We start from the raw sequence: 21,682 nt of genomic DNA, 5'->3' as shown, positions 1-21,682 counted from the left end.
ATGCCGTTCTCCTCTTGGGTAAAAATTCGCCGCGATTCTAAAGTGACTTACGCAGCATTGCCAACTCAAATAGCCCGTTCGTTTACGTTGGGTTAAAACAAAAAACCCGCCGAAGCGGGTGTATGGAATTGTTATCGCCCCGTCGTTAGCCAACGACTTAGCGTGCCCGAGTTAGCATATCCGCTGATAATGGCGGCATAGCTATCGAAACGGTTGCTGACTTCACTGACCTGGTTGTTGTACAGATCGCTTTCTGCGCTCAATACATCCAGCAATGAACGGCGGCCTAAGTGATACCACTGATCAAAGAAGTCCTTACGAATCCGATCGGATTCCACAATCAGGTTTTTATACAGCACGGCGCGTTCCGCTGTTGAGTGTGCATTCTGGTTGGCAGCACGCACACGATTTTCCAGATCGCGGCGTTGCTCCTGCACTTGCTGACGACTCGCTTCGGCACGTTTAATCGCCGCAATTTCCTGGGCGTTGGTTGAACCGCCGCGGAATAAGCCCCAGCTAACGTTCAGGCCGGTTTGCCATGCCTGTTGTCGTCCGAGCTGATCTTCACGGGTGTTTTTGCTTACCGTCCAGTTGAGCTTTGGCAGGCCAGAAGCTTTGATTGCCTCCGCCTCTTTAAAGGCTGCTCGCTCCTCAGCGCTGGCGCGCAAGATCAGAGGATGGACATCCAAACTCGTCAGTTGGCGGTTTAAATCACCAAAGGAAAGCGCCCACTTATCGCTGGCTGGTAACGTCACGCGGTTGTTGCCCATCAGGCGATTCAGAGTGATTTCAACATCCCGCGCGCGAGACTCGGCATTTTCCAGGTAGCTTTGCGCTTGCAGTAAGCGCCCTTTTGCCTGCGTCAGTTCACTGCGACGTCCAGTATCTGACTGAACAATACCGCTGAGCATTTTGGTCAGCTCTGCCATACGCGCCAAATACTGCTTACTGATGGCGATGACGTGCTGCTGTTTATTCCACTCAATCAAGGCGTTACTTACCTGCATCGCCAAATCTTCTCGCTGTGCCTGCACCGACTGTAAGGCTGACTTAACGCGCTCTTCGCGACTTTCAATGGTGCGACTGGTTTGGCCAAAGTCGATTAGATTAGTCGCTACTGAAACACCTAAAGACGGCATATTCCCCTGGTATTCATAATTTTTAGTTCCACCACCAAACTCTTTGGTTGCCGAAGCGGCGCTTACATCAACTTGTGGCCAGCGCTGGCCTTTCGCTTCATCTACGCTGGCTTCAGCCGCATCACCCTGAGCGATATAGGACTTCAGCGCCGGGCTGATTCGCCAGGTGATACGCGCAGCTGAGAGAAACTTTTGCCGTATTTCACTCTCGGCAACTGTTTCATTAACTCCGCCGCTTAACGTAACGGGTGAAGTCGTTTCTGCCGCTGTAGTCGCTGCTGGAGGGCTAACATAACTAAAATCTGCCTTAGCGCTTTCAGCTGGAGCATAGGTTTTCGTTGCTGCCGCCTGCTGCTGACCCACATTTCGCGACGATTGCATCGGGTTAAACGGCTGTGGTTCAGGGCGACGCTGATCCTCCGTCAGGAAACCTCCGCCCTGAATTTCAGCATGCTGGCTGGTTTTCGCGCTGATCTGTGCAGGACGTTCGGCGGCTTCGCGCTGGTGCGGCGCTTCTGCTATTGGGGCCGGTACGATTGGCGCAACTGGCGGCTGAACCCGCGGAGTAATCGCGACCTCCGGTATCTGTCTTTCAACAAACAGCGGCGCAGGCGCGGTGAACGTTGGTTGCGCAACCTTTGCCGCAGGTGTCGTTGGAGCAGATGCAGGCGCCATTGAACCTTGCAAACGTTGCGTTCGCACCGGCGCTGCCGCAGGAGCGACAGGACGCTGGCCGCTCATTTCCGCAAACATCATCAACTCACTGGTGGAATCCGCCATCACGTTGACCGCGGGCGCCATCACAACGGCAATACAAACGGCAAGCAGAGAGAGATGACGCGCCTGTGCATGGCGCATCTTGTTATTATTTTTCATGATTATTAACGCTCGCGGAATGCTTCTTTAGCTTTCAGGACCGGCTTCAGCAGGTAATCGAGAATGGTTTTCTCACCCGTGCGCACCTCGACGGTAGCGATCATGCCGGGAATGATAGGCAGATCTTTGTTACCTGCGTGCAGCGTGCTTTTATCCGTCAGGATCAGTACGCGATAGTAGGTATCATCCGGGCGTCCACTGGCGGCTTTTTGATCGTCTTTTAAGGTATCCGGACTGATATACTCCACGTGCCCATCAAGCCCGCCGTAAATGGCAAAGTCATAGGCGGTGATTTTCACCTTGGCCGGTAAGCCTGGACGCAGGAAGGCGACATCCGACGGACGGATTTTCCCCTCCACCAGCAACTGCTCTTCCAGCGGAACGATTTCGAGGATGTGCTCACCCGGCTGAATAACCCCGCCAATGGTGTTAACGCGTACGTTTTTCACCGTGCCGCGCACCGGTGCGACGATCGTGGTGCGATCAACAATATCGGCACGGCCAATCAGGTTTTCGCTAACCTGGCTCAGTTCTAATTCCAGGCGTCCCAGCTCGGTGTGGGCATCTGATTGATAGCGGTTACGACGTTCGACGATTTGCGCCTGAATGTCATTGGCCTGACGCTGCATACGCAGTAGTTCGACTTCCGACAAGAGACCTTTGGCCGCTAACGGCTCAGCCAGATGAATCTCGCGCATCGAAAGTGCGTAACTGCGTTGCAATGAGTTGATGCTGTCACTTAGCGCACGTTTGCGCGATTCATAAGCTTTAGTTTCCTGCGCCACAACGGCGGGATCGCTCTGTACCTGCTCATCAAACGCCAGTGGCAATGAATAAGCTTCAGCACGTAAGCGTGCAATGCTGCCCTTCAGACCCACCACTTTACTCAGTACTTCGCGATAGCTGGATTGCGCACGCGTTGGGTCAATTTTCAGTAGCACATCACCGCGATCTACAACCGTACCTTCACGCACATTCATCTCTGCCAGAATGCCGCCTTCCAGGCTTTGAATAACCTGCTCACGGCTGCGTGAGATGACCTTGCCATCGCCTTTAGTGATCTCTTCGACTCGTGCGTAATTGGCCCAGGTAAGGCCACCAACTAACACCGCAATGATGATCCACATCACTAGCTTGGAACCCGGCGTGGTTTGCGACAGCAGAGAAGCCTGCACGTCATTCATAAATTCGGCATCAGCAGCAGACATACCTTTCTCGCTCTTACGCCATGACATTAACTTGCTCATACTGCGGCCTCCTCTGCTGCTGCTTGCTTCGGCGCTGAATCGTTAGCGGGAGCTGGCGCACGTACCGCCGGTTCAACCGCCTGACGCGGCTGTTTGCGGGCTTTATTTTTTCCTTCTAAAGCGGTAAGCACCTGATCTTTCGGGCCATCCGCCACCACTTTGCCTTCTTCCACCACGATGATGCGATCGACCAATGCCAGAATGGATGGACGATGCGTCACCACAATCAGCGTGTGTCCTTCACTGGCGCGACGTAAATGCGCGAGGAATTGGTTTTCCGTCATGCTATCCATGGCGCTGGTTGGCTCATCCATCAGCAGCACTTTAGGCCGGGTGAGAAGCGTTCGCGCCAGAGAAACCAGCTGACGCTGACCGCCAGACAAGCCTTCGCCGCCCTCGCCAACCGTTAAATTGATACCACTTGGATGGCGTGCCGCAACGTGGTCCAAACCGGTCAGATTTAGCACGCGCAGCAGTTCATTGGCGGTGGCGTCCGGGCGCCCAATCATTACGTTTTCGCGCAGCGTACCGTAGAACAGACGCGCATCTTGACCGACAAAGCCAACAGCCTTGCGCCAGTCCGCCGGATCAATCTGGTTAACATCCAGACCATCGGCCGAAAGCTGACCTTTCACCGGTTGGTAAAGGCGCGCCATCACACGTAATAAGGTGGATTTACCGCTACCGATGCGGCCAAGAATCGCGACGCGTTCCCCGGCTTTAATGCTCAACGAGATATCTTTGAGGATTTCCGGGTTGGGCTTCATTGGCGGTGCCGGATAGGAGAAGTTGACGTTGGTCAGCGTGATCTCACCACTCAACGGCGGATCGGTGAGATAGGTTTTGCTGCTGTCACGATCAATAGGCATCTCCATCAGCTTGTTGAGTGACGTTAGCGCCGCTTTTGCCTGCTGATAACGTACAGCCAGGCCAATAACCTGACCGAGCGGGCCAGTCGCGCGGCTGGCAAGCATCACGGTGGCGATCATCGCACCCATGGTGAACGTGCCTTCATTGATCAGATAAACACCGGCCACCACCAACATCACCGTCTGAAACTGCTGCAGGAACGTCACCACGCCGGTTGCCAGCGTTGAGTAACGTTTTGATTTCATCGAGTTAGCGGATTGCAGTGCGCTGAAGTTTTCCCAGCGACGCTGCATGTGTGCTTCACCGCCCACTGCTTTCAGCGTTTCCATACCTTCAACCGATTCGATCAGCACACCTTGCTTGAGTGAGGCGTCACGCAGGTTCTCTTTCATGATGCGCGCCAGCGGCCACTGGATCGCGGCACTGACGATGATGATCAATGGGATCATCATCAGTGGAATGATCGCCAGCGGACCGCTGATAAAGAAGATCACACCCACAAACATCAGAATGAAGGGCAGATCGGAAATCGCCGCCAGCGTGGCAGATGCCACGAAGTCACGTACCGATTCATACTCACGAATCTGGTTGGCGAAGGTACCGGAGGAAGCGGGTTTGTGTTCCATCTGGATAGAAAGTGCCTGACGGAACAGCATACTGCCGAGCACTAAATCGGCCTTTTTACCCGCCATATCCAGCAGATGCGCGCGTACGAAACGGGTAACGGCTTCGAAGATCATCGCAATGGTCACGCCAATCGCCAGTGACCACAGCGTCACGAAGGCCTGGTTCGGCACCACACGGTCATAGACGTTCATGGTGAAGAAGATGCTGGAAAGACCGAGAACGTTGATCAATACCGCCGCAATCGCGGCACTGCGGTAATAGCGGCGATAGCGCCACAGTGTGGTGAACAGCCAATGGCCTTTTACTTCCGGCAGCATTTCACTGGCACGCTCATCGACCACAGCAGTGGGTTTCGCCATGACGGCGAAGCCCGCGTAGATCTCATTCAGCTCGGCCAGATTCATCTCAACGGCTGAAGCGCTGACTTCTGGCATCACCAGTTGGAAGCGCAATTCGCGTTGATTTTCCTCATTAGTGTGAATGCGGCGCGACAGCACAATGCAACCGCCGCCCCCTTTGCGCAGCAGAATCATCGGCATCAACTGCTCCGGCAGATCCTGCAGACGACGCTCAACCATGCCGCCGGTAATGCCGGCGTTTTCGAGCGCTGTCATGGCCTGTGATGGTGAGAGCAATGTCGCTTTTGGCAAACCTGCCACCAGCGCTTCTTCACTTTTCTCGCGTTTATAGTGTTTGCAGATCCAAGCCACGCTTTTTAACAGCGTGTCATCTACCGTGGTTTCAATACGAGCAACAGAACGCGCATCCTGCTCCACAGCATCCTGCTTCTGGTCGACCATTTCCCGACTCCTGTAAACCTGACAAAAAAACGGTGAGCACATTGCCCACCGTTGCACCTGTTTGAATTGGGAAAATTCTGACAGAAGGCAGGTTTTGAGCAGTCCAAGACTTGTCTCAAACGGTTAGGAATAATTGTTTAAAGTCGTGATTGCAGGCACGGAGGCGGGCTTTTTGCACTGCCTGGCGCAGAAAAATGCAAGGCTGTTGATGCTCGTCCTGGGCGTGTTATCTTACTGGCTCGCTTTATCGCAATCGGACAAATAGCAATGGTAAAACAGCGCGTAGGGATCGTGTTTGGCGGCAAATCGGCCGAGCATGAAGTGTCATTACAATCAGCCAAAAATATCCTCGAAGCCATCGATAAGAGCAAGTACGAGGTGGTGTTGCTGGGAATTGATAAACAGGGTGAATGGCATCTCAATGATGCTTCGGGATTCTTGCTCAACGCAGAGAACCCGAAGCTGATCGCGCTTAACCGTTCAGGTGAAAATGTCGCGCTGGTTCCGGGCAGTTCTTCCCAGCAGCTGATTACCCGTCAGCAGGCGCAGCCTTTGTCACAGCTGGATGTCATTTTTCCCATCGTGCACGGCACGCTGGGTGAAGATGGTTCGCTACAGGGCTTATTGCGTATGGCGAATCTGCCGTTTGTCGGCTCTGACGTGCTCGGGTCTGCCGTCAGCATGGACAAAGATTTTACCAAGCGGCTGCTGCGTGATGCCGGACTGAACGTTGCACCCTGGCTGAGCGTGACGCAGGCACAGCGCGCGAACATTGATGCTGAGGCCGTGATTGCACGCTTTGGCCTGCCGCTGTTTATCAAACCGGCTAACCAGGGATCGTCCGTTGGCGTGAGCAAAGTCGACAGCCCTGAAGCGTTCGATGCCGCGCTGGATCTCGCCTTTACGTTTGATCGCAAAGTCTTGATCGAGCAAGGGATTAAGGGGCGCGAGATTGAATGTGCCGTGCTGGGCAACGATGCGCCAGAAGCCAGCCCGTGCGGCGAAGTGGTGGTGCATGATGCCTTCTACTCATACGACACCAAATACATCAGCGAAAGCGGTGCGCAAGTGGTGGTGCCAGCGGCAATCAGCGATGAAGCCAGCGAGGCAATTCGTCAGGTGGCAATTACTGCGTTTCAAGCGCTGGAGTGTTTTGGCATGGCGCGTGTTGACGTGTTCCTGACGGAAAGCGGCGAGATCATTGTCAATGAAGTGAATACCTTGCCAGGTTTTACCAATATCAGCATGTATCCGAAGTTATGGCAGGCAGCAGGTTTGAGCTACAGCGATCTGATTTCCCGTCTGATTGAGCTGGCTCAGCAGCGTCACCAGCAAACCAGCCAACTGAAAAGTAGCGTTTGAATCGCCATGACGTGGCTCAGGCCACGTCATTCATCATGCTGCGCGGCTCCATCGCCGGTGAGGTTTGATTACGGCCATTGCGTTTGGAAAGATAAAGATTCTTATCCGCCGCTGACACTAAGCGATTGATCACGCTTGGCCATTCACGTTCGTTCTGCGCACTGCCGCGCGCCAGACCTAAACTGGCAGTTACCGTCACCGTGTTGCCCTGAATCCAGAACTTCTCTTTGACCATCGCCTGACGTACCGTTTCGGCGAGTTGGTAAAGCTGGCTATGGCTACAATCGAACATCACCATCACAAACTCTTCGCCACCAAAGCGACACACCATGCCACGATTGCCAACCACGCGCTGAATGCGCCGCGCAATCTCTTCCAGCACGCAATCACCGGCATCGTGGCCAAAATTGTCGTTAATGGCTTTGAAATAGTCGACATCAAGCATAATAACGCCAGCTTCCCGTTGTAGCGAGAAAGGTTCATTTCTTAAGCTTTCATACAGACCGGAACGGGACAGCAACTGGGTGAGAAAATCAAAATTAGCGCGGAGTGCAAGGCGATGATTTAACTGGCGGATCGCATCCATGCTCACCGCCACCAGCAGCGGGCTGAGCGCAACGGTGGCGACGCCAAGCCGTGCCGAGGTGAGATGGCTAATCGGTAGCAGTGCATCGTCACCCTGGATGTTCATCACACCATGCGACACCAGCACAATCTCCGTGATACCGGTTATCAGGATCACTAAGCTGGTCAATGGAATCGGCAACACGATGGCGCACCAGATCAGCGCCGGAACCGGGAATGTCAGGCTGCCGGCCCCGCCAATCAATGCCCCAACGATCAGCGACAGGATGACCGCCGCCAGCGGCAGCAGTTTGCCGGGATGCAGCAAGGTGTGCGGTGAAACCGTACGCAGCGGGCGCGCCAGCATCACCGGCAGCAGCATCAGCGAAGTAGAGAACTGTTCGCTGAACCAGTCGCTCCACGCCACAATAAAGCGCGCATTAAAATCAATATCCTGTGCCCACGCGCCCCATGTTGCACAAGCCGCCGCGCCAAGAAAACAGGCGGGAAAAATGCGCATAGCATTGAACACCTGGCTATGGGCGGAAGGACGTTGCAGATGTTTGATCAGCATGCTGACCGCGACGAGAATAAACAGAATGTTGGCAAAATTGACGGTAAACGCTGGCAGCGCCCAGCCGGAAAATACCGTGTCGTTAAAAATCATCGCACTGAAGCACACCAGATAGCTGGAGGTAGTGTGCAAAAACGGATTCCTCACTATTAATCCCGCCACCAGCGCATTCACCGGCCAGAATAGTGAGAACTCTTCGGGGATGCGTAAATGGCTGCCGATAAAGCAGAAAAACAGCGTAATGAAGAACAGCGTGAGGGCATTCTTTTTAAAATTATTCTCTTCAAACAGCATAACGCGCATACGTCTGAACCCTGTAACCTGGAAAGTGCCGGCATCAACCCTAAGCATCAGCAAGCATTAAACCGGAAATACCCGTGCGATGATTCGGTAATTAAGCAAGTGTTCGTCATCCTACTCTGCGGCTGGGCGGCGCTCGCCTGCCATAAAAAGCAGCGTCGCGCCAAATGGCATTGTGGAAACGCCAGAGACAAAGGATAAAACTTGTGGCAATTATGCCCTGTAAATAAAAAAATCGGCTATCCGAGATATCCGATTTTTTAGTTTTAAAGCGGTTGTTCCAGCACAGACTTATGGCTATTTCACCGCAACAGGCCATTGACTCAGACGAATGCCACGTTTACGTGCGTTTTCACCAAAGTCTTTTAGCACCGCTTTAACGTCGGGATCCATATATTGGGCATTGCCGTGCTCAGCAATCACCACGCTGTTTTCCGGGATCTCTGCCAGCAATCCCTGCAGCTTTGGATTGTGCATAAAGGTCAGATTTTGCTGCAGGCGTAAAACGTAGTGATCGTCATGTCGCGTGAGCTGCAAAGCGTTGCGATGGCTTTTATAGATGCTGTAGAGGATTTGCGTAGCGATGCCAATTCCAATGCCGGCCAGCATGCCAAACACAATAATGCCGCCGATAGTGGCAAGGAATGGCACATATTGCTGCGGTCCCATGCGCATCTGCTCAATGAACAGGCGCGGCGTGGCCAGCTTATAGCCGGTATAAAGCAGCACCGCCGCAAGGCTGGCAAGGGGAATCGCGTTAAGCAGATTACTGAACCACAGGCCGCAGATTAACAGCAGCACACCATGAATCAGAATCGACAGTTTGGTTTGCGCGCCAACGCTGACGTTCACCGAACTGCGCACAATCACTGCAGTAATCGGCATCGCGCCAAGGAAACCGGCGGTCAGGTTACCAATACCCTGCGCAAACATCTCTTTGTTAGGTGAAGGTGCAGGATGTTGCGGACGCAGTTTCTTCAGCGCTTCCTGGCTAAGCAGCGTTTCAAGGCTCGCGACCAGCGCCAGCGTGATCGCCACCATCCACACTGCAGGATTCTGCCACGCTTGCCAGTCTGGCGTTTCCAGTTCAGCCACCAGCGCCGACATGCTGTCGAACGCGGGCAGCGCGATACGCGGCAAGCCATCAGCTAACGCTGGAAACAGGCGATCCCCAAACACCGTCGCCGCACAGCCTACCAGCACCGCTACCAGCGGACCGGGCATCCAGCTCAGCACTTTAACTGACTTGATCAGCGGCGTGGTCCACAGCCATAAAATAGCCAATCCCACGCCAGCAACCAGCATCGCGCTGCTGGAAAAATGAAATTCCCCGTTTACCAGCGACAACAGCTCAACATCGCCCGCCGCGCCGAATGCTACCGGAATTTGCTGCATAATCAGCAAAATACCAATCGCCGCCAGCATGCCTTTAATCACGCTGCTCGGCACTAAGGCGATAAAACGTCCTGCACGCAGTAAGCCAAACAGGCACTGCAACACACCCGCCAGAATCAGCGCGGTGAGAAAGGCGGAAAAGCTGCCTAGCGTGGCGATCGACGCGACCACAATCGTTACCAATCCCGCCGCCGGACCACTAACCGCAAAACGCGAGGGGCTCAGCGCAGTCACCAGCAACCCACCAATCACGCCGGTGAGCAGACCCGCAAAGGGCGGCAATCCACTCGCCTGCGCGATACCAAGACAGAGCGGCAGCGCGACCAGAAACACCACCAAACCAGCCGGAATATCCTGACGAAGCGTGCTTAAATTCATGGCGTTGATTCCTCTGCAGATGGCTGAATTAACCGCGCGCGGCGCCGCAAAGCCAGAGTACGATTTATCACTAATAAGGGTTTCAGGGTCATCACAATAATCTTCTCTCAACATTTAAAAAGATCGCTTTCAGGCAGATAGCGACGTCATTAAACGCGGCTATGGAGAACCATTGAGGATGAAAGCAGAACTTCCTCACAAAAATAGTTTATAGACGCTTAAGCATTACCTTGCATCATGAATATTTCTGACGTCGACAAAACGAATCTTTTTGTAAACAAAACTTCAATAAACGTATGAATCAGGTAAGTTTATGCAAGGAGCGGAATGATGAGAAGGAACAATAAAAAGCATTATTAACAATAAAATAAGAGCGATTTTAAATGTGATATTTTCGGTGCAATTACAAAACAATACACGCAAAAATTATATGCCATTTTAGCGACGCTATAATTTAATCCTTATGAGCTGGGAGAATTCCTAATTAAAAAATTTATGATTAGTGCGATTCACTGCCATTTAGCAAATAAGACGAGATATTTCGCTATTCAGTTGCCATGAATTTAGTAAGAGATCAGGAAAACAGTGAGGGGAATAATAGTTACGGAGTTATGTAAATATTGATGGACCTGAAAAGGACATGAATGCGCCTGCCTAAGCAGACGCTATTTTACCTGACGAATTATTTACCGTTCCACGCTTTCATACGCGCTTCACGCACCTGCAGTTGCTGCTCAGGCGTGAGTTTGTTGTAGTTTTCCGCCATGCCACTTTCCCAGTCGCCATACAGCGGGTTCGGTAACACGATAAATTGGGTGCCAAAACGCTGATGATTAAGGCTAACGAACTGCTGACGCTGCGCATTTCCCTGATGCCAGGTTGAACCGCCAAAGTCATTCAGGTTGTCGCCCACATACAGCACCACGTTGTAACCGGCATTCTTCACCGCGTCGAAGCGCTCTTGCTTATTAGAATTGCCGGTGCTCAAGCGCACCGTTTTCTCGCTCACGCCGCTGAAGCCCAGCTTATTCAGGTTCTCCACCGTTGCGGCAAAATCTTTTTGGTCGCGGTTGGAGATATAGAACATAGTGCCGCCGTGGCTGTTGACGTAGTTGGCAAACTCCACTGCGCCCGGAACGGCCGTTGCCTGACGCGCCTGCGTCCACGCTGACCAGGTTTTACCCGAGAAGGACTGGCCGTTTTTCGCCTGCCACGCGCTGTAGGCGCTGTTATCAATCATCGTTTCATCTAAATCGACGATAACCGCTTTCGGTTTACCCGCCAGCGATGGCGCCTGATCGAAGGCCATGCGCGCGCTGTTAAATGCCTGCCAACTCAATGCCTGATATTCGCCGGATTGCTGGAACCAGTTTACTGCCAGCACCGATTGCTGGCCGAGCTGCTGCTGAGCCTGCTGTTTAGAAGGCTGCGCACAACCGGTTAATGCCAGCGCCATTAAGCCGGATGCCGCCAGCAAGGTGGTTTTCTTCATCATTTCATCCTTAAGTGATTAGGGTCAGTTTTTGTAAAGCTTTAAAAATGTAGCAGTTAACGTAAGCTGTGGGCAGCAGAAAGCAGCGGTTTGGTGAGAGGAGACACTTATGGTACAGCACCCCCACAGCGGTCCACGATCAAGACTATTGGATGACTTTTCCTGGCTGGAATACGCCTTTCAGCCGGCTGGCCAGCCCGTTCCGGCAGAGGCGGCTTATGGTCAACAGCGACACAGCGCCAATGTGTTGCTGGCAAGCCAAAACATCCCGCCTAAACGTTGCGAATCGGATGGCTTGATTGGCGAAGATCATCTGCCGGTCGCGGTGTATACCGCCGATTGTCTGCCGGTGTTATTTGCCGATCCGCAACAACAGCAGGTTGCGGCGGTGCACGCCGGATTAAAAGGCACGCTCGGTGGTGTATTGAACAACGCGATTGATCGTCTGCTAGAGCGCGGCGCCAGCCGTGAAACGCTGCGTGTGGTAATCGGTCCAGCGATCGGGCCGTGCTGCTATGAACTGGGTAACGATCTGGTGACACAGATGCAGGATCGTCACGATCTTCCGCCGTTACCCTACTCCACCCAGCAGCCGCACAACGCACAAGCGATCCGTCCGCAGGCGCGGGCCCAGCAGGATGGAATCTGGTTTGATCTGCCTAACCTGGCGCGAGGCTTGTTGTTACAGCGGGGAGTGGTGGCGGAACATATTGAAGTGCTGAACGTCTGTACCTACTGCATGGCGGAATCGGGGTCCAGCTATCGCTACAACACCCATTTTGACAGCGGCTATCAGTCACGTTTCTCGTGGATCCGCACGCGCGGTTAAGGGCTTCACATCCTTGTGAAGCTTTATCGATCAGTGAATTATGGCATTGAGCGCCAGTACGCCGGCTAAACCGAGAATTGAGATCAGCGTCTCCATCACCGTCCAGGTTTTCAGGGTTTCCACCACGCTCAGGTTGAAGTAACCCTTGAACAGCCAGAAGCCGGGATCGTTCACGTGTGAAGCGATCACGCTACCGGAACCCACCGCCAGTACCATCAAGGCAGGATCGGCATGCGTGGCAGCGATAATTGGCGTCACAATACCGGCGGTGGTGATCGCCGCCACCGTGGCTGAACCCAGCGCCACGCGCAGCATTGCCGCAACCGTCCAGCACATCAGCAGCGGTGACAGTGACGATCCCTTCATCATATCGGCGATGTAGTTACCCACGCCGCTGTCCACCAGCACCTGTTTAAAAGCACCGCCGCCCGCGATGATAAAGATGATCATGGCGATGGCGGCAATCGACTCGCCGCACATATCCATCACTTCTTCCATCTTACGGCCATTGCGCAGCCCCAACGTCAGCACCGCTATCACCACCGCGATAAACAGCGCCACTGCCGGATTACCGATGAATTCGAAGAACTGACGCAGCGCGTTCTCTTTCGGCGTGGTCAACTCGAAGACGGCGGCAATCGCCATCAGCACCACCGGAATCACTGCGGCAAAAATACTGATGCCGAAGCCAGGCATCTCCTCTTCCGTGAAGATTTTTGGGTTGTAGAGCCCTTCCGGCGGTGACTTCTCAAAGCTTTTAAGGAACTTCGAGAAAACCGGTCCGGCAATAATCACCGTTGGAATGGTGATGATCATGCCGTAGAGCAACGTGGTACCGAGATTGGCGCCAAAGATAGTGGCAATCGCCGTTGGGCCAGGATGCGGCGGCAGGAAGCAGTGAGTGACCGAGAGCGCGGCGACCATCGGCACGCCGACGTACAGCAGCGGCAAACCGGCAGCCGCCACAATAGTGAACACCAGCGGCAGCAACAGTACGAAGCCAACTTCATAGAACATCGCCAGGCCGACGATCAGTCCGGTCACCACCAGCGCCCATTGCAGCCGCTCTTTACCAAAAGCGGCGATCAGCGTGGTAGCAACACGTTGTGCGGCACCGGTATCGGAAACCAGCCGCCCGAGCATGGCGCCGAAGCCGAGGATCATGGCTAATCCGCCCAGCGTCGAGCCGATACCTTTCTGGATCGAGGCCATTACATTCAGTGGCGTCATGCCTTCGGCAATACCGACCACCGCCGAGACAAATACCAAAGCAATGAAGCCATTGACCTTAAATACAATCATCAACACCAGCAGCAGTATCACACCCAGCACAATGATGGTTATTGGCATTTTTATTATCCTTAGGAATACAGAGGGGTGATTAAGGTTTAGGCGCGGCCCGATGATAATGCCAGCCGCGCCCGGTCATCACACGGCGACGCGCATGCCACCGTCAACGAACAGCAGATGCCCGTTAACGAAGTTCGATGCACCGGAAGCAAGGAACACTGCCGCGCCAATCAGCTCTTCCGGTTTGCCCCAGCGAGCGGCTGGCGTGCGCTTGGTTAGCCAGCCGGTAAAGGCAGGATCGTCAGCCAGCGCCTGAGTCATCTCCGTGACGAAATAGCCCGGCGCAATGGCGTTCACCTGAATATTGTGACGCGCCAGCTCCACGCACATGCCGCGCGTCAGCATAGTCACCGCGCCTTTGGAGGCCGCGTAAGGCGTGATGGTGTCGCGCCCTAATTCGCTCTGCATCGAACCGATATTGATGATTTTACCCTGCTGACGCTCGACCATTTTTTTCGCCACAGTTTGCGAAACCAGGAATACGGCGGTCTGGTTGACCGCGATAACGTCATTCCAGTCCTGCTCCGGGAATTCAAGGAACGGCCGACGACGCTGGATGCCAGCATTATTCACCAGCACATCAATCGCGCCCCACTCCGCTTCGATCTCATCTACCGCCTGTTTCACCTGCGCCGATTGCGTGACATCAAACGCTTTGGCGTGCGCGCGTAAGCCCAACTCACGCAGCTGCGCCGCGCCCTTCTCTGCGCCTTCGTGCGTGGTGGCGTTGACGATCACGTCAGCACCGGCTTCCGCCAGGCCGCGCGCCAGCAGATATCCAATGCCGCGCGCCGAACCGGTCAACAGCACACGCTTGCCTTCGAGGGAAAATAACTGGCTCATCACTGCTCCTTAAAAGGTTAACTGGACTTTAGCGGCACGGGTTTTATCGCCGGCAAACTGCAGCGCGGCATCGATATCCTGCAAGACATACTCACCGCTGAACAGCGGCAACGGGTTTACCACGCCGGTAGCCAGCCATTCGACGGCGGTGTTGAATTCATGAGTAAAGCGGAAGGAACCAACCAGATTAATCTCTTTGGCAATCAGCGCCATGATCGGGAAATTGGGAATGGTGCCGCCCATGCCAACCTGCACCAGCGTACCTTTGGCGCACACCACATCGAGGCAGCGCTGCAGCGAAGAAGGATGGCCGGAGGCTTCAAACGCCACATCGAAATAGCCTTTGTCGGCAAGATAGGGCGCGAAATCGCCGTCGGCGGCATGAATCACCTCGCTTGCGCCCATCTGCTGCGCCATCTCCAGTGAACGCTCGCTGATATCGCTGCACACAATGGAGGCCGCGCCGCGCGCTTTGGCCGCCGCCGCAATCAGGCAGCCAATCGGACCCACGCCTGAGATAAACACGTGCTTGCCGGTGAGATCACCTGCCTGCTGCGTGGCGTGAATACACACCGCCAGCGGCTCAGCGAACACCATGACCGTTTCATCAGCATCCTGCGGGAACGGCACGCATTGCGCGCTATCCACCACTTTGTATTGGGTAAAACCGCCGTCAACGTGCGGCACATACATGGCGCTGCCGAAGAAGCGCATGGTGGTGCACTGGTTTTCCTGATCGCGCTGGCAATATTTGCACGCGCCGCAAGGCTTAGAGGGATTTACCGCGACTTTTTGTTGGGGTTTAAGTGCTGGATTGTCGCTCTCCACCACATAACCAATCACTTCGTGGCCCAGGATCATCGGCATTTTGATCTCAAAACTACCGACCTTGCCTTCCTGATAGTAATGCAGATCGGATCCACAAATGCCGCCACGCGTGATACGCACCAGCGTACCTTTGCCGTCCCATTTCACCTGCTGCTGCGCAACGCTGACTTGTTTTTTTCCAGTGATTACGCCGGATTGCGTTTCGATATTCATAACGTCCCCATAAGAGCTGTAGCAATGGGGGCCATCAGACCGAGTTATGCGGCTTAAAACTGTGATGAACATCACCTAAAAACATGTTACGGAAAGCTGTTACCTGGAACGTGAAGTCTGCGATGCCGAAGAGGAAACAGGCGGCCGTAAGTGGCCGCCTGTGAAGAGAATTAATAGCCTGACATCAGGTCGTGGCTGTATTTGAACAGCTCAGAATCCGAACGTAAACCGAGCTTTTTCAGCGCCGATTGTTTCTGCCCGCTCACGGTTTTACGACTGCGCTTAAACTTCACGGCAATTTGTGACACGCTCAAACCATCGAGAAAACAACGCACCACTTCAACTTCACGCGGGCTGAGGGTTTTCACCTTCTCATACATATTGCCTTTGCTGCTGAAATCGAGGCTGTCATCCAGCGACTCTTCGCTCATGACATAGAGATTTTCAACCTCGTAGGCGACTTCTTTAGACAAGAACAAACGGCCCTGCGCCACCTGACGAATCGCATGGGTAATTTCCTGCATATTGTGGCTTTTGCCAATAAAGCCTTTCACGCCTGCACTTAGCACCATTTTGACGATGGCCGGACTCTCCATTGAAGAAGAGATCAGAATTTTTTGCTGGGGATGGTGATTACGCAGTTGCTTCACCAGCGCCAAACCATCCAGTTCACGTTCACCCAGCAGGAAATCCAGTACCAGCACATCGACTACGGTACTTCTCAGCTGATTAAATAATTCATTACTTGAAGCCCAGGTACCCACCAAATGAATATCGGGCTCATGTTTCAAACACAACTCGAAAACGGTACGGACCATGGGGTGATCATCAAGGACAGCCACACGCACTTGTTTATTGTGTGCATATACCATTTGTTTATTCCTTTATTACAGCATTAACTTTGTCCAATTCTGACTGTCACACCCGCTTCAATAAATAAATGGTGTCGATTACAACAGCTGTGAAAAAATAGCCTTCACAACATCAGAATTCTAAATCGATAGCGTCACCCTAATAGCGGTCATTTTTATATACCCCTTTTAGGTTTATATTTTTCCGTGATAGATTCTTACTTGCCTGCTCACGTAAAAGTGGGAAAAGTCTGACTTAACTCCTTAACAAGACCACATAAGAATTGTCTTGAAAGAAAAGGAGCAATCTAACTAACTGAATAAGCTAAGAAATGAACATCATATAGTGACATCGTCATCACCCTCTCTCTTTCGCTAAAAATCAAATATTTGAGAATGGTCGCAAAATTTTAACAGTAAAAGAATAGAACGAGCGAAAGATAATAATATCTTTATAATCCCTGGTCCTAATAGATATTAATGGATACCTTAAGAAGGCAGCGTGCTAATTAATCTTAATACTTTTCGCTTGTTGGCATTATTTTTTCTGGCTTTAGTTTCATGTTCATTAATAGCATCAGAGAAAAAACTGCAATTACTGGCGCGATATGATGTAGCTCAACCTGCTTTACAACTGGCTGAACCAATCTCTTCGGAGTTTCGTCATCACGTTCTCAAAGTTGCTGTCGCTGGGCAACCACAACCGCCCCTTTTTATGGATATAGATACGCGACGATTCGAAGGCGTGAGTGCGGATTATCTCTCTCTGATTCAGAATATGCTGGATACCACAATAGAAATCCATTATTACGCCAGTCATAGCGCGGCCCAGGAAGCGGTAACCAGCGGAGAAATGCAACTATTAGCGATCTATGTGGAACCCCCCTCAGTATCAAAGCCGCAAACCTTGATCGCCAGCGACCCCTGGATGCTGGATTATGCAGCGATCGGTTTTAAGTCTGAGCAGAACGCTCCATTAAAAATTGATGAACCCAATCGCATGGCCTGGTCTGGTTCAGCGTTGATGCGTGCACATTTAGAAGAGACTTTTAAGAGCGACCTTTTAGTTCGCTTTCCTGGTTACTACGATGCTGTCGCAGCAACAGTATTTGGCCAAACAGAGCGTGTATGGGGCAATGCCGCCACACTTACACACCTTAATCGCTTCATGTTCGCAAATGCGCTGGAAATAACCAAAGATGACCACGCTATTCCGATGAATTTCAGCTTTGGCATTAGCCCGCGTTATCCACAACTTGCCGAAGCGATTAATTTTGCCTTAACACAAATTCCTCTCTCTATTCGCATGCAGATAGCGAAGCGCTGGCAACTGGATACGTACCATGTGCTGCAGCGTAATCCGCTTGCACTCAAGCATGAAGAGGAGAAATGGCTGCAGGCACACCCGCGTATTAACACCGCACTACCGCAAACCCTCGCTCCACTCAGCAGTCGCAACGGAAGCATGCCGTTTCGCGGCATGATCATTGATGTTTTAGATCTGATAGCCAACCAAAGTGGCATTACATTTAATTCAGAAGTTCAGGAAGAAAGTGGACGTAACCAAACCGATAAGCATTTTCCACATCTGTATGCGCTTGAGATGCTTACCCCGGATATGCCACATCAGTTAATAACCCGCCCATGGCTGGTTTCACACTGGGTCATTATTCGCCATAAACGCCCTCGGAATATTATGGCTCGGGATCCTTTTCCCTTTGGCTCGGCTCTCATGCTGAACAATCGGCAGATGAAGGATTGGATGCTTCTGCATTATCCCCATCTGAACCTCGCCTATATCAACGATCCTTTGCAGGCCTTGCGTGAATTGCAGGCGCATGAAATCGATGCGGTAGTGCTGCCAAAGATTTTTGTGGATTATCTGCTCCACAACCATTACGCAGATGACCTGATTATTGAAACCACGTTGGGTGCAGACCCGGTACGTTTTGTCATGCGTGTTGAACCCGGTAATGAAACGCTGATTAGCATTCTCAATAAAGCCTTGATCGCGATTCCTCCCGAAACCATGTTCAAGTTGCTGGCACATTGGCGTCAGTCAGAGATGCCGTTCCTCAGTGCTTCATGGCAGAGTTACAAACAAATTATCTTGCTGATCGTGTCCGTCTCGGCCGGATTGATAGCCCTTATTTTGCTGTGGAACCGTCATCTGCGGAAGGTTATTCAGCAGCGTATTCAGGCTGAAAATGCATTGAAAAATCAGCTCAATTTCACCCATACACTCTTCAATGACTCTCCCGTTGCCATGTATATCCGCGATAAACAAACCCGATTAGTGGATTGCAACAATGCCTACCTACGTTTTATGGATTTCCAGCGAGAAGATGTCATCGGTAAACGACTGTCGGACGTTCTCACTGGCAATAACGCCAGTATTCACAGTATTGAAGATGGCTATCAAAAAACCTTACTGGATGGCGAAGCCGTCATGCGCGATATACACATGGATTTTGAACAGCGGACATTCCAGCTTTATCACTGGATACTGCCGTTTCGCGATCGGCACGGTGATGTCGCAGGTGTTATTGGGGGCTGGCTGGATGTCACTGAACGCAATGCGCTGCTGCAGGAGTTACAACTCGCCAAAGATGTGGCTGATAAAGCCAACCGCTCCAAAAGTGAATTTCTTGCCAGCATGAGCCATGAAATCCGCACGCCACTGCATGCCATGATTGGCTTACTGGAGCTCGAAACTCGCTTGCAACCGGCTGATTCACTCTCAGAGAACATCCGTGTTGCGTACCATTCGGCACGCGCGTTGCTGTCATTGATTGGCGATATTCTCGATTTGTCGAAAATCGAGTCCGGCCTTTATCAACCAACGTTAGAAACGGTCTACCTTCCTGATGTTCTCGATCAAGCGGTTACGCTATTTCGTAATAAAGCAGAGATTAAGGGACTTGAACTGCGGGTAGAGATGGATATTGCTGCTTACTGGGTGAAAACAGACCCATTGATGCTGAATCAAATTCTCTCCAACCTATTGAGCAACGCCATTAAGTTTTCCGATTACGGCACTGTCACTGTCGTGCTCATGCAGGGCATTGCGCAGGAGGAGGACGGTTGTGAATTCGTGATCGAAGTTAGCGATCAAGGTTGTGGCATGACGGAGGACCAACAGCACGCCATCTTCGAACCTTTTGTGCAGGTGGGCGATCGTCAGCAGCAGCAAATTGGCACCGGATTAGGATTAAGCATTTGTCGTAATCTGGCGCATTTACTGGATGGTGAGCTGATTGTGGAAAGTGCGCCAGGGGAAGGCGCGGTGTTCTCTTTTTATTTCCGTGCCTTGCCCGGTGAACCGCAGGATCAAACACAGCCTCATTTGTCGCAGCCGCTGATCTCCGACAAGCTCTCCGTGATGATCATTGACGATCACGCACCCAACCGATTACTGCTTGGGAAACAGCTTGAACTGGCCGGCCATCAAGTCATGGTGAGTGAAAGTGCGGCAGAAGCACTGACGTTATGGCAGCAGGATCCATTACGTTTCGACCTCATCATCACAGACTGTAATATGCCGGGCATGAACGGCTTTGAGTTCGCTGAAGCGCTGCGTCTATACGAGCATGAGCATCTGTTAACACCGATCATGCTCTTCGGCCTGACTGCATCGGCTGAGCAGCATATTATGCAACGCTGCCTTCAGGCGGGAATGAACGATTGTCTTTTCAAGCCGCTGGATTTAGAGAGCTTACTTGCTCAGGTTGCACGTTGTACCCGGCGCAGCGCCATAAAACCAGAAATCCAGGCCCCGCCGGCAGCGAGTATCTCCTCTTTCCCACAGCTGTTAACACAACTGGCCGAACAGGATAGTGAAGGTTGTCTGGTGTTACTCAATAGCATACGAACCAGCCACGAAGAGTTGTTGGTATCACTTCAGCAAACCGATGATGCCAGCGCCCTGTCACAGCTGGGTCACAAATTAAAAGGAGGAGCAGCAATGCTAAATGCTCCAACCTTGACTGAACTGGGCCGCAAGTTGGAGAAACACCGCGAGGAAGCCCTCGATCCGCAAGCGTTAATTCAGCAGATTGTCGAGGAAATGAAACGTGTTAATGAGTCCTTGCAAGAATTTGAGAAACATCGCCTGAAAAAACATCAAGATTTATAGAATCATAATCTTATCGAGACATTTCTCGGTTCGCCCTATTAATCTGCCGGACATAATGGCCGTCAACGTCATCATTACGGTGCCGTTAAAGGGAGAGATATGTTTAATGCAAAAATTCTCATCGTTGATGAGCATCGTTTGGTTGCCGCCGGCGTGCAGGCTTTATTATTAATGAATGGCTTTAATTGTGTCACTACTGCGCACACAATTAACGATGGTATTGATGATATCATTCATCAACACATCGACATACTAATATTAGACCCTGACTTTAAAGAAAAAAATGGCATCGCATTTCTACGCGATATCGTCAAATCAAAGACGTGGATGAAAGTCATATTGATTAGTCGGGATAGCAACAACCATCTTTCAATACAATCACTTAGCCAGGGCGCGAACGGGTTCGTGTCAACTTACGATCCCATTCAAACACTGATCGCCGCCATTGGCTGCGTTTCTAATAATGTGAATTATCTACCGGGCGACATTCTGGACAAACGTCAGCGTTATGCAAATGAGCAAGATATGCTTTCTCGCCTGACTGACCGTGAAAATTTAATTTTGCGACAGCTCGCACAGGGGAAGTCGAATAAAACCATCGCTTGCGAATTGGGATTAAATAATAAAACAATCAGCACTTATAAAACAAAGATATTCCAAAAACTTGAGTCAAAAAACCTGGTTGATATCATCGAACTTGCACGTCGCAATGGGGCTTGTTGAAAGAAAAATCAAGACTAGTCTTGCTGATTAATAACGTTATGGCGTGGCATGATATGCCTTGTCCTAACCCCGGACAGTTTTTAAAAAGATTGAGTTATAAAGGAATTAATAACCACAGAGCTAATTTATTAGCCCCTTCTTCATGCTATTACAGGGCGAGTAGGTTTCTTCCCGTGCCTGCCGAAAGAAGTCCGATACTTTCGTCTGCGACTTACCGCCCTGCTTTTTTTTGATACTTCTCACAGGCTGAACGCCACACACTTCCTTCCCTGCAAAATCCCGCTAG

The 21,682-nt window shown here is 51.9% G+C and carries 15 protein-coding genes; 5 read left to right on the top strand and 10 right to left on the bottom strand.

Going from position 1 to position 21,682, the window contains the following annotated elements; translation table 11 throughout:
• Positions 1-131 precede the first annotated feature (131 nt).
• The 3 genes from MWH02_RS21030 to MWH02_RS21020 are packed head-to-tail and all read right to left on the bottom strand — an operon-like array spanning position 132 to position 5,559.
• Positions 132-2,015: a TolC family protein gene (locus MWH02_RS21030; RefSeq protein ID WP_271461368.1), complete on the bottom strand. Its 1,884-nt coding sequence runs from the start codon at positions 2,013-2,015 to the stop codon at positions 132-134.
• A 5-nt stretch (positions 2,016-2,020) separates the two neighbouring features.
• On the bottom strand, positions 2,021-3,262 hold the full coding sequence (locus MWH02_RS21025) for an HlyD family type I secretion periplasmic adaptor subunit (RefSeq protein WP_137386563.1): 1,242 nt from the start codon (positions 3,260-3,262) through the stop codon (positions 2,021-2,023).
• Positions 3,259-5,559: a type I secretion system permease/ATPase gene (locus MWH02_RS21020; RefSeq protein ID WP_101762929.1), complete on the bottom strand. Its 2,301-nt coding sequence runs from the start codon at positions 5,557-5,559 to the stop codon at positions 3,259-3,261. The genes MWH02_RS21025 and MWH02_RS21020 overlap by 4 nt, the downstream gene beginning before the upstream one ends.
• Positions 5,560-5,826: 267 nt before the next feature.
• On the opposite strand from MWH02_RS21020, the gene ddlA reads away from it, so the two are divergent.
• A complete protein-coding gene (gene ddlA / locus MWH02_RS21015; RefSeq protein WP_271461367.1) occupies positions 5,827-6,921 on the top strand; it encodes a D-alanine--D-alanine ligase in 1,095 nt (364 codons plus the stop codon).
• 16 nt (positions 6,922-6,937) lie between these two features.
• Here the strand turns inward: ddlA and MWH02_RS21010 are convergent, their stop codons facing one another.
• A complete protein-coding gene (locus MWH02_RS21010; protein ID WP_192412215.1) occupies positions 6,938-8,362 on the bottom strand; it encodes a GGDEF domain-containing protein in 1,425 nt (474 codons plus the stop codon).
• On the opposite strand from MWH02_RS21010, the gene MWH02_RS21005 reads away from it, so the two are divergent.
• Positions 8,270-8,560, top strand: coding sequence for a hypothetical protein (locus MWH02_RS21005; RefSeq protein WP_271461402.1), 291 nt, complete (start codon positions 8,270-8,272; stop codon positions 8,558-8,560). The genes MWH02_RS21010 and MWH02_RS21005 overlap by 93 nt on opposite strands.
• Positions 8,561-8,656: 96 nt before the next feature.
• Here MWH02_RS21005 and MWH02_RS21000 read toward each other — a convergent pair whose 3' ends face one another.
• Positions 8,657-10,132 carry a SulP family inorganic anion transporter gene (locus tag MWH02_RS21000; protein WP_192412217.1) on the bottom strand — a complete coding sequence of 492 codons (1,476 nt, stop codon included), beginning with the start codon at positions 10,130-10,132 and terminating at the stop codon, positions 8,657-8,659.
• A 682-nt stretch (positions 10,133-10,814) separates the two neighbouring features.
• Positions 10,815-11,624, bottom strand: coding sequence for a 5'-nucleotidase, lipoprotein e(P4) family (locus MWH02_RS20995; RefSeq protein WP_271461399.1), 810 nt, complete (start codon positions 11,622-11,624; stop codon positions 10,815-10,817).
• 109 nt (positions 11,625-11,733) lie between these two features.
• Here MWH02_RS20995 and MWH02_RS20990 point away from each other — a divergent pair, with 109 nt between their 5' ends.
• Positions 11,734-12,453 carry a purine nucleoside phosphorylase YfiH/LACC1 family protein gene (locus tag MWH02_RS20990; protein ID WP_271461366.1) on the top strand — a complete coding sequence of 240 codons (720 nt, stop codon included), beginning with the start codon at positions 11,734-11,736 and terminating at the stop codon, positions 12,451-12,453.
• A gap of 30 nt (positions 12,454-12,483) precedes the next feature.
• On the opposite strand, the gene MWH02_RS20985 is transcribed toward MWH02_RS20990, so the two are convergent.
• The 4 genes from MWH02_RS20985 to MWH02_RS20970 form a co-directional block, all read right to left on the bottom strand.
• Complete coding sequence (locus tag MWH02_RS20985) at positions 12,484-13,803, bottom strand: gluconate:H+ symporter (protein ID WP_008103467.1); 1,320 nt, start codon at positions 13,801-13,803, stop codon at positions 12,484-12,486.
• 78 nt (positions 13,804-13,881) lie between these two features.
• On the bottom strand, positions 13,882-14,646 hold the full coding sequence (gene idnO / locus MWH02_RS20980; protein ID WP_101762923.1) for a gluconate 5-dehydrogenase: 765 nt from the start codon (positions 14,644-14,646) through the stop codon (positions 13,882-13,884).
• Positions 14,647-14,655: 9 nt separating this feature from the next.
• The gene (gene idnD / locus MWH02_RS20975) at positions 14,656-15,687 is read right to left on the bottom strand and encodes an L-idonate 5-dehydrogenase (protein WP_271461365.1); all 1,032 of its coding nucleotides are present in this window, start codon (positions 15,685-15,687) and stop codon (positions 14,656-14,658) included.
• Between the two features lie 170 nt (positions 15,688-15,857).
• Positions 15,858-16,559, bottom strand: coding sequence for a response regulator (locus tag MWH02_RS20970; protein ID WP_101762921.1), 702 nt, complete (start codon positions 16,557-16,559; stop codon positions 15,858-15,860).
• Between the two features lie 481 nt (positions 16,560-17,040).
• Between MWH02_RS20970 and MWH02_RS20965 the strand changes: the two genes are divergently transcribed.
• Together MWH02_RS20965 and MWH02_RS20960 are read left to right on the top strand one after the other, a co-directional pair.
• A complete protein-coding gene (locus MWH02_RS20965; RefSeq protein WP_271461364.1) occupies positions 17,041-20,673 on the top strand; it encodes an ATP-binding protein in 3,633 nt (1,210 codons plus the stop codon).
• Positions 20,674-20,772: 99 nt separating this feature from the next.
• On the top strand, positions 20,773-21,396 hold the full coding sequence (locus MWH02_RS20960; RefSeq protein WP_101762919.1) for a response regulator transcription factor: 624 nt from the start codon (positions 20,773-20,775) through the stop codon (positions 21,394-21,396).
• Positions 21,397-21,682 lie beyond the last annotated feature (286 nt).

The sequence above is a fragment of the Pantoea leporis genome (assembly GCF_028048155.1).
In the GTDB taxonomy this organism is placed as follows: domain Bacteria; phylum Pseudomonadota; class Gammaproteobacteria; order Enterobacterales; family Enterobacteriaceae; genus Pantoea; species Pantoea leporis.
This window is presented reverse-complemented; position numbering and strand designations above follow the sequence as displayed.

Bases quoted from the DNA above. Each gene is read 5' to 3' on its own strand.
- idnD (WP_271461365.1), bottom strand. From the start codon at position 15,687: ATGAATATCGAAACGCAATCCGGCGTAATCACTGGAAAAAAACAAGTC.
- MWH02_RS20985 (WP_008103467.1), bottom strand. From the start codon at position 13,803: ATGCCAATAACCATCATTGTGCTGGGTGTGATACTGCTGCTGGTGTTG.
- MWH02_RS21000 (WP_192412217.1), bottom strand. From the start codon at position 10,132: ATGAATTTAAGCACGCTTCGTCAGGATATTCCGGCTGGTTTGGTGGTG.
- MWH02_RS20995 (WP_271461399.1), bottom strand. From the start codon at position 11,624: ATGAAGAAAACCACCTTGCTGGCGGCATCCGGCTTAATGGCGCTGGCA.
- MWH02_RS20970 (WP_101762921.1), bottom strand. From the start codon at position 16,559: ATGGTATATGCACACAATAAACAAGTGCGTGTGGCTGTCCTTGATGAT.
- idnO (WP_101762923.1), bottom strand. From the start codon at position 14,646: ATGAGCCAGTTATTTTCCCTCGAAGGCAAGCGTGTGCTGTTGACCGGT.
- MWH02_RS21005 (WP_271461402.1), top strand. From the start codon at position 8,270: ATGGCTGCCGATAAAGCAGAAAAACAGCGTAATGAAGAACAGCGTGAG.
- MWH02_RS21020 (WP_101762929.1), bottom strand. From the start codon at position 5,559: ATGGTCGACCAGAAGCAGGATGCTGTGGAGCAGGATGCGCGTTCTGTT.
- MWH02_RS21030 (WP_271461368.1), bottom strand. From the start codon at position 2,015: ATGAAAAATAATAACAAGATGCGCCATGCACAGGCGCGTCATCTCTCT.
- MWH02_RS20960 (WP_101762919.1), top strand. From the start codon at position 20,773: ATGTTTAATGCAAAAATTCTCATCGTTGATGAGCATCGTTTGGTTGCC.
- MWH02_RS21010 (WP_192412215.1), bottom strand. From the start codon at position 8,362: ATGCGCGTTATGCTGTTTGAAGAGAATAATTTTAAAAAGAATGCCCTC.
- MWH02_RS20990 (WP_271461366.1), top strand. From the start codon at position 11,734: ATGGTACAGCACCCCCACAGCGGTCCACGATCAAGACTATTGGATGAC.
- MWH02_RS21025 (WP_137386563.1), bottom strand. From the start codon at position 3,262: ATGAGCAAGTTAATGTCATGGCGTAAGAGCGAGAAAGGTATGTCTGCT.
- ddlA (WP_271461367.1), top strand. From the start codon at position 5,827: ATGGTAAAACAGCGCGTAGGGATCGTGTTTGGCGGCAAATCGGCCGAG.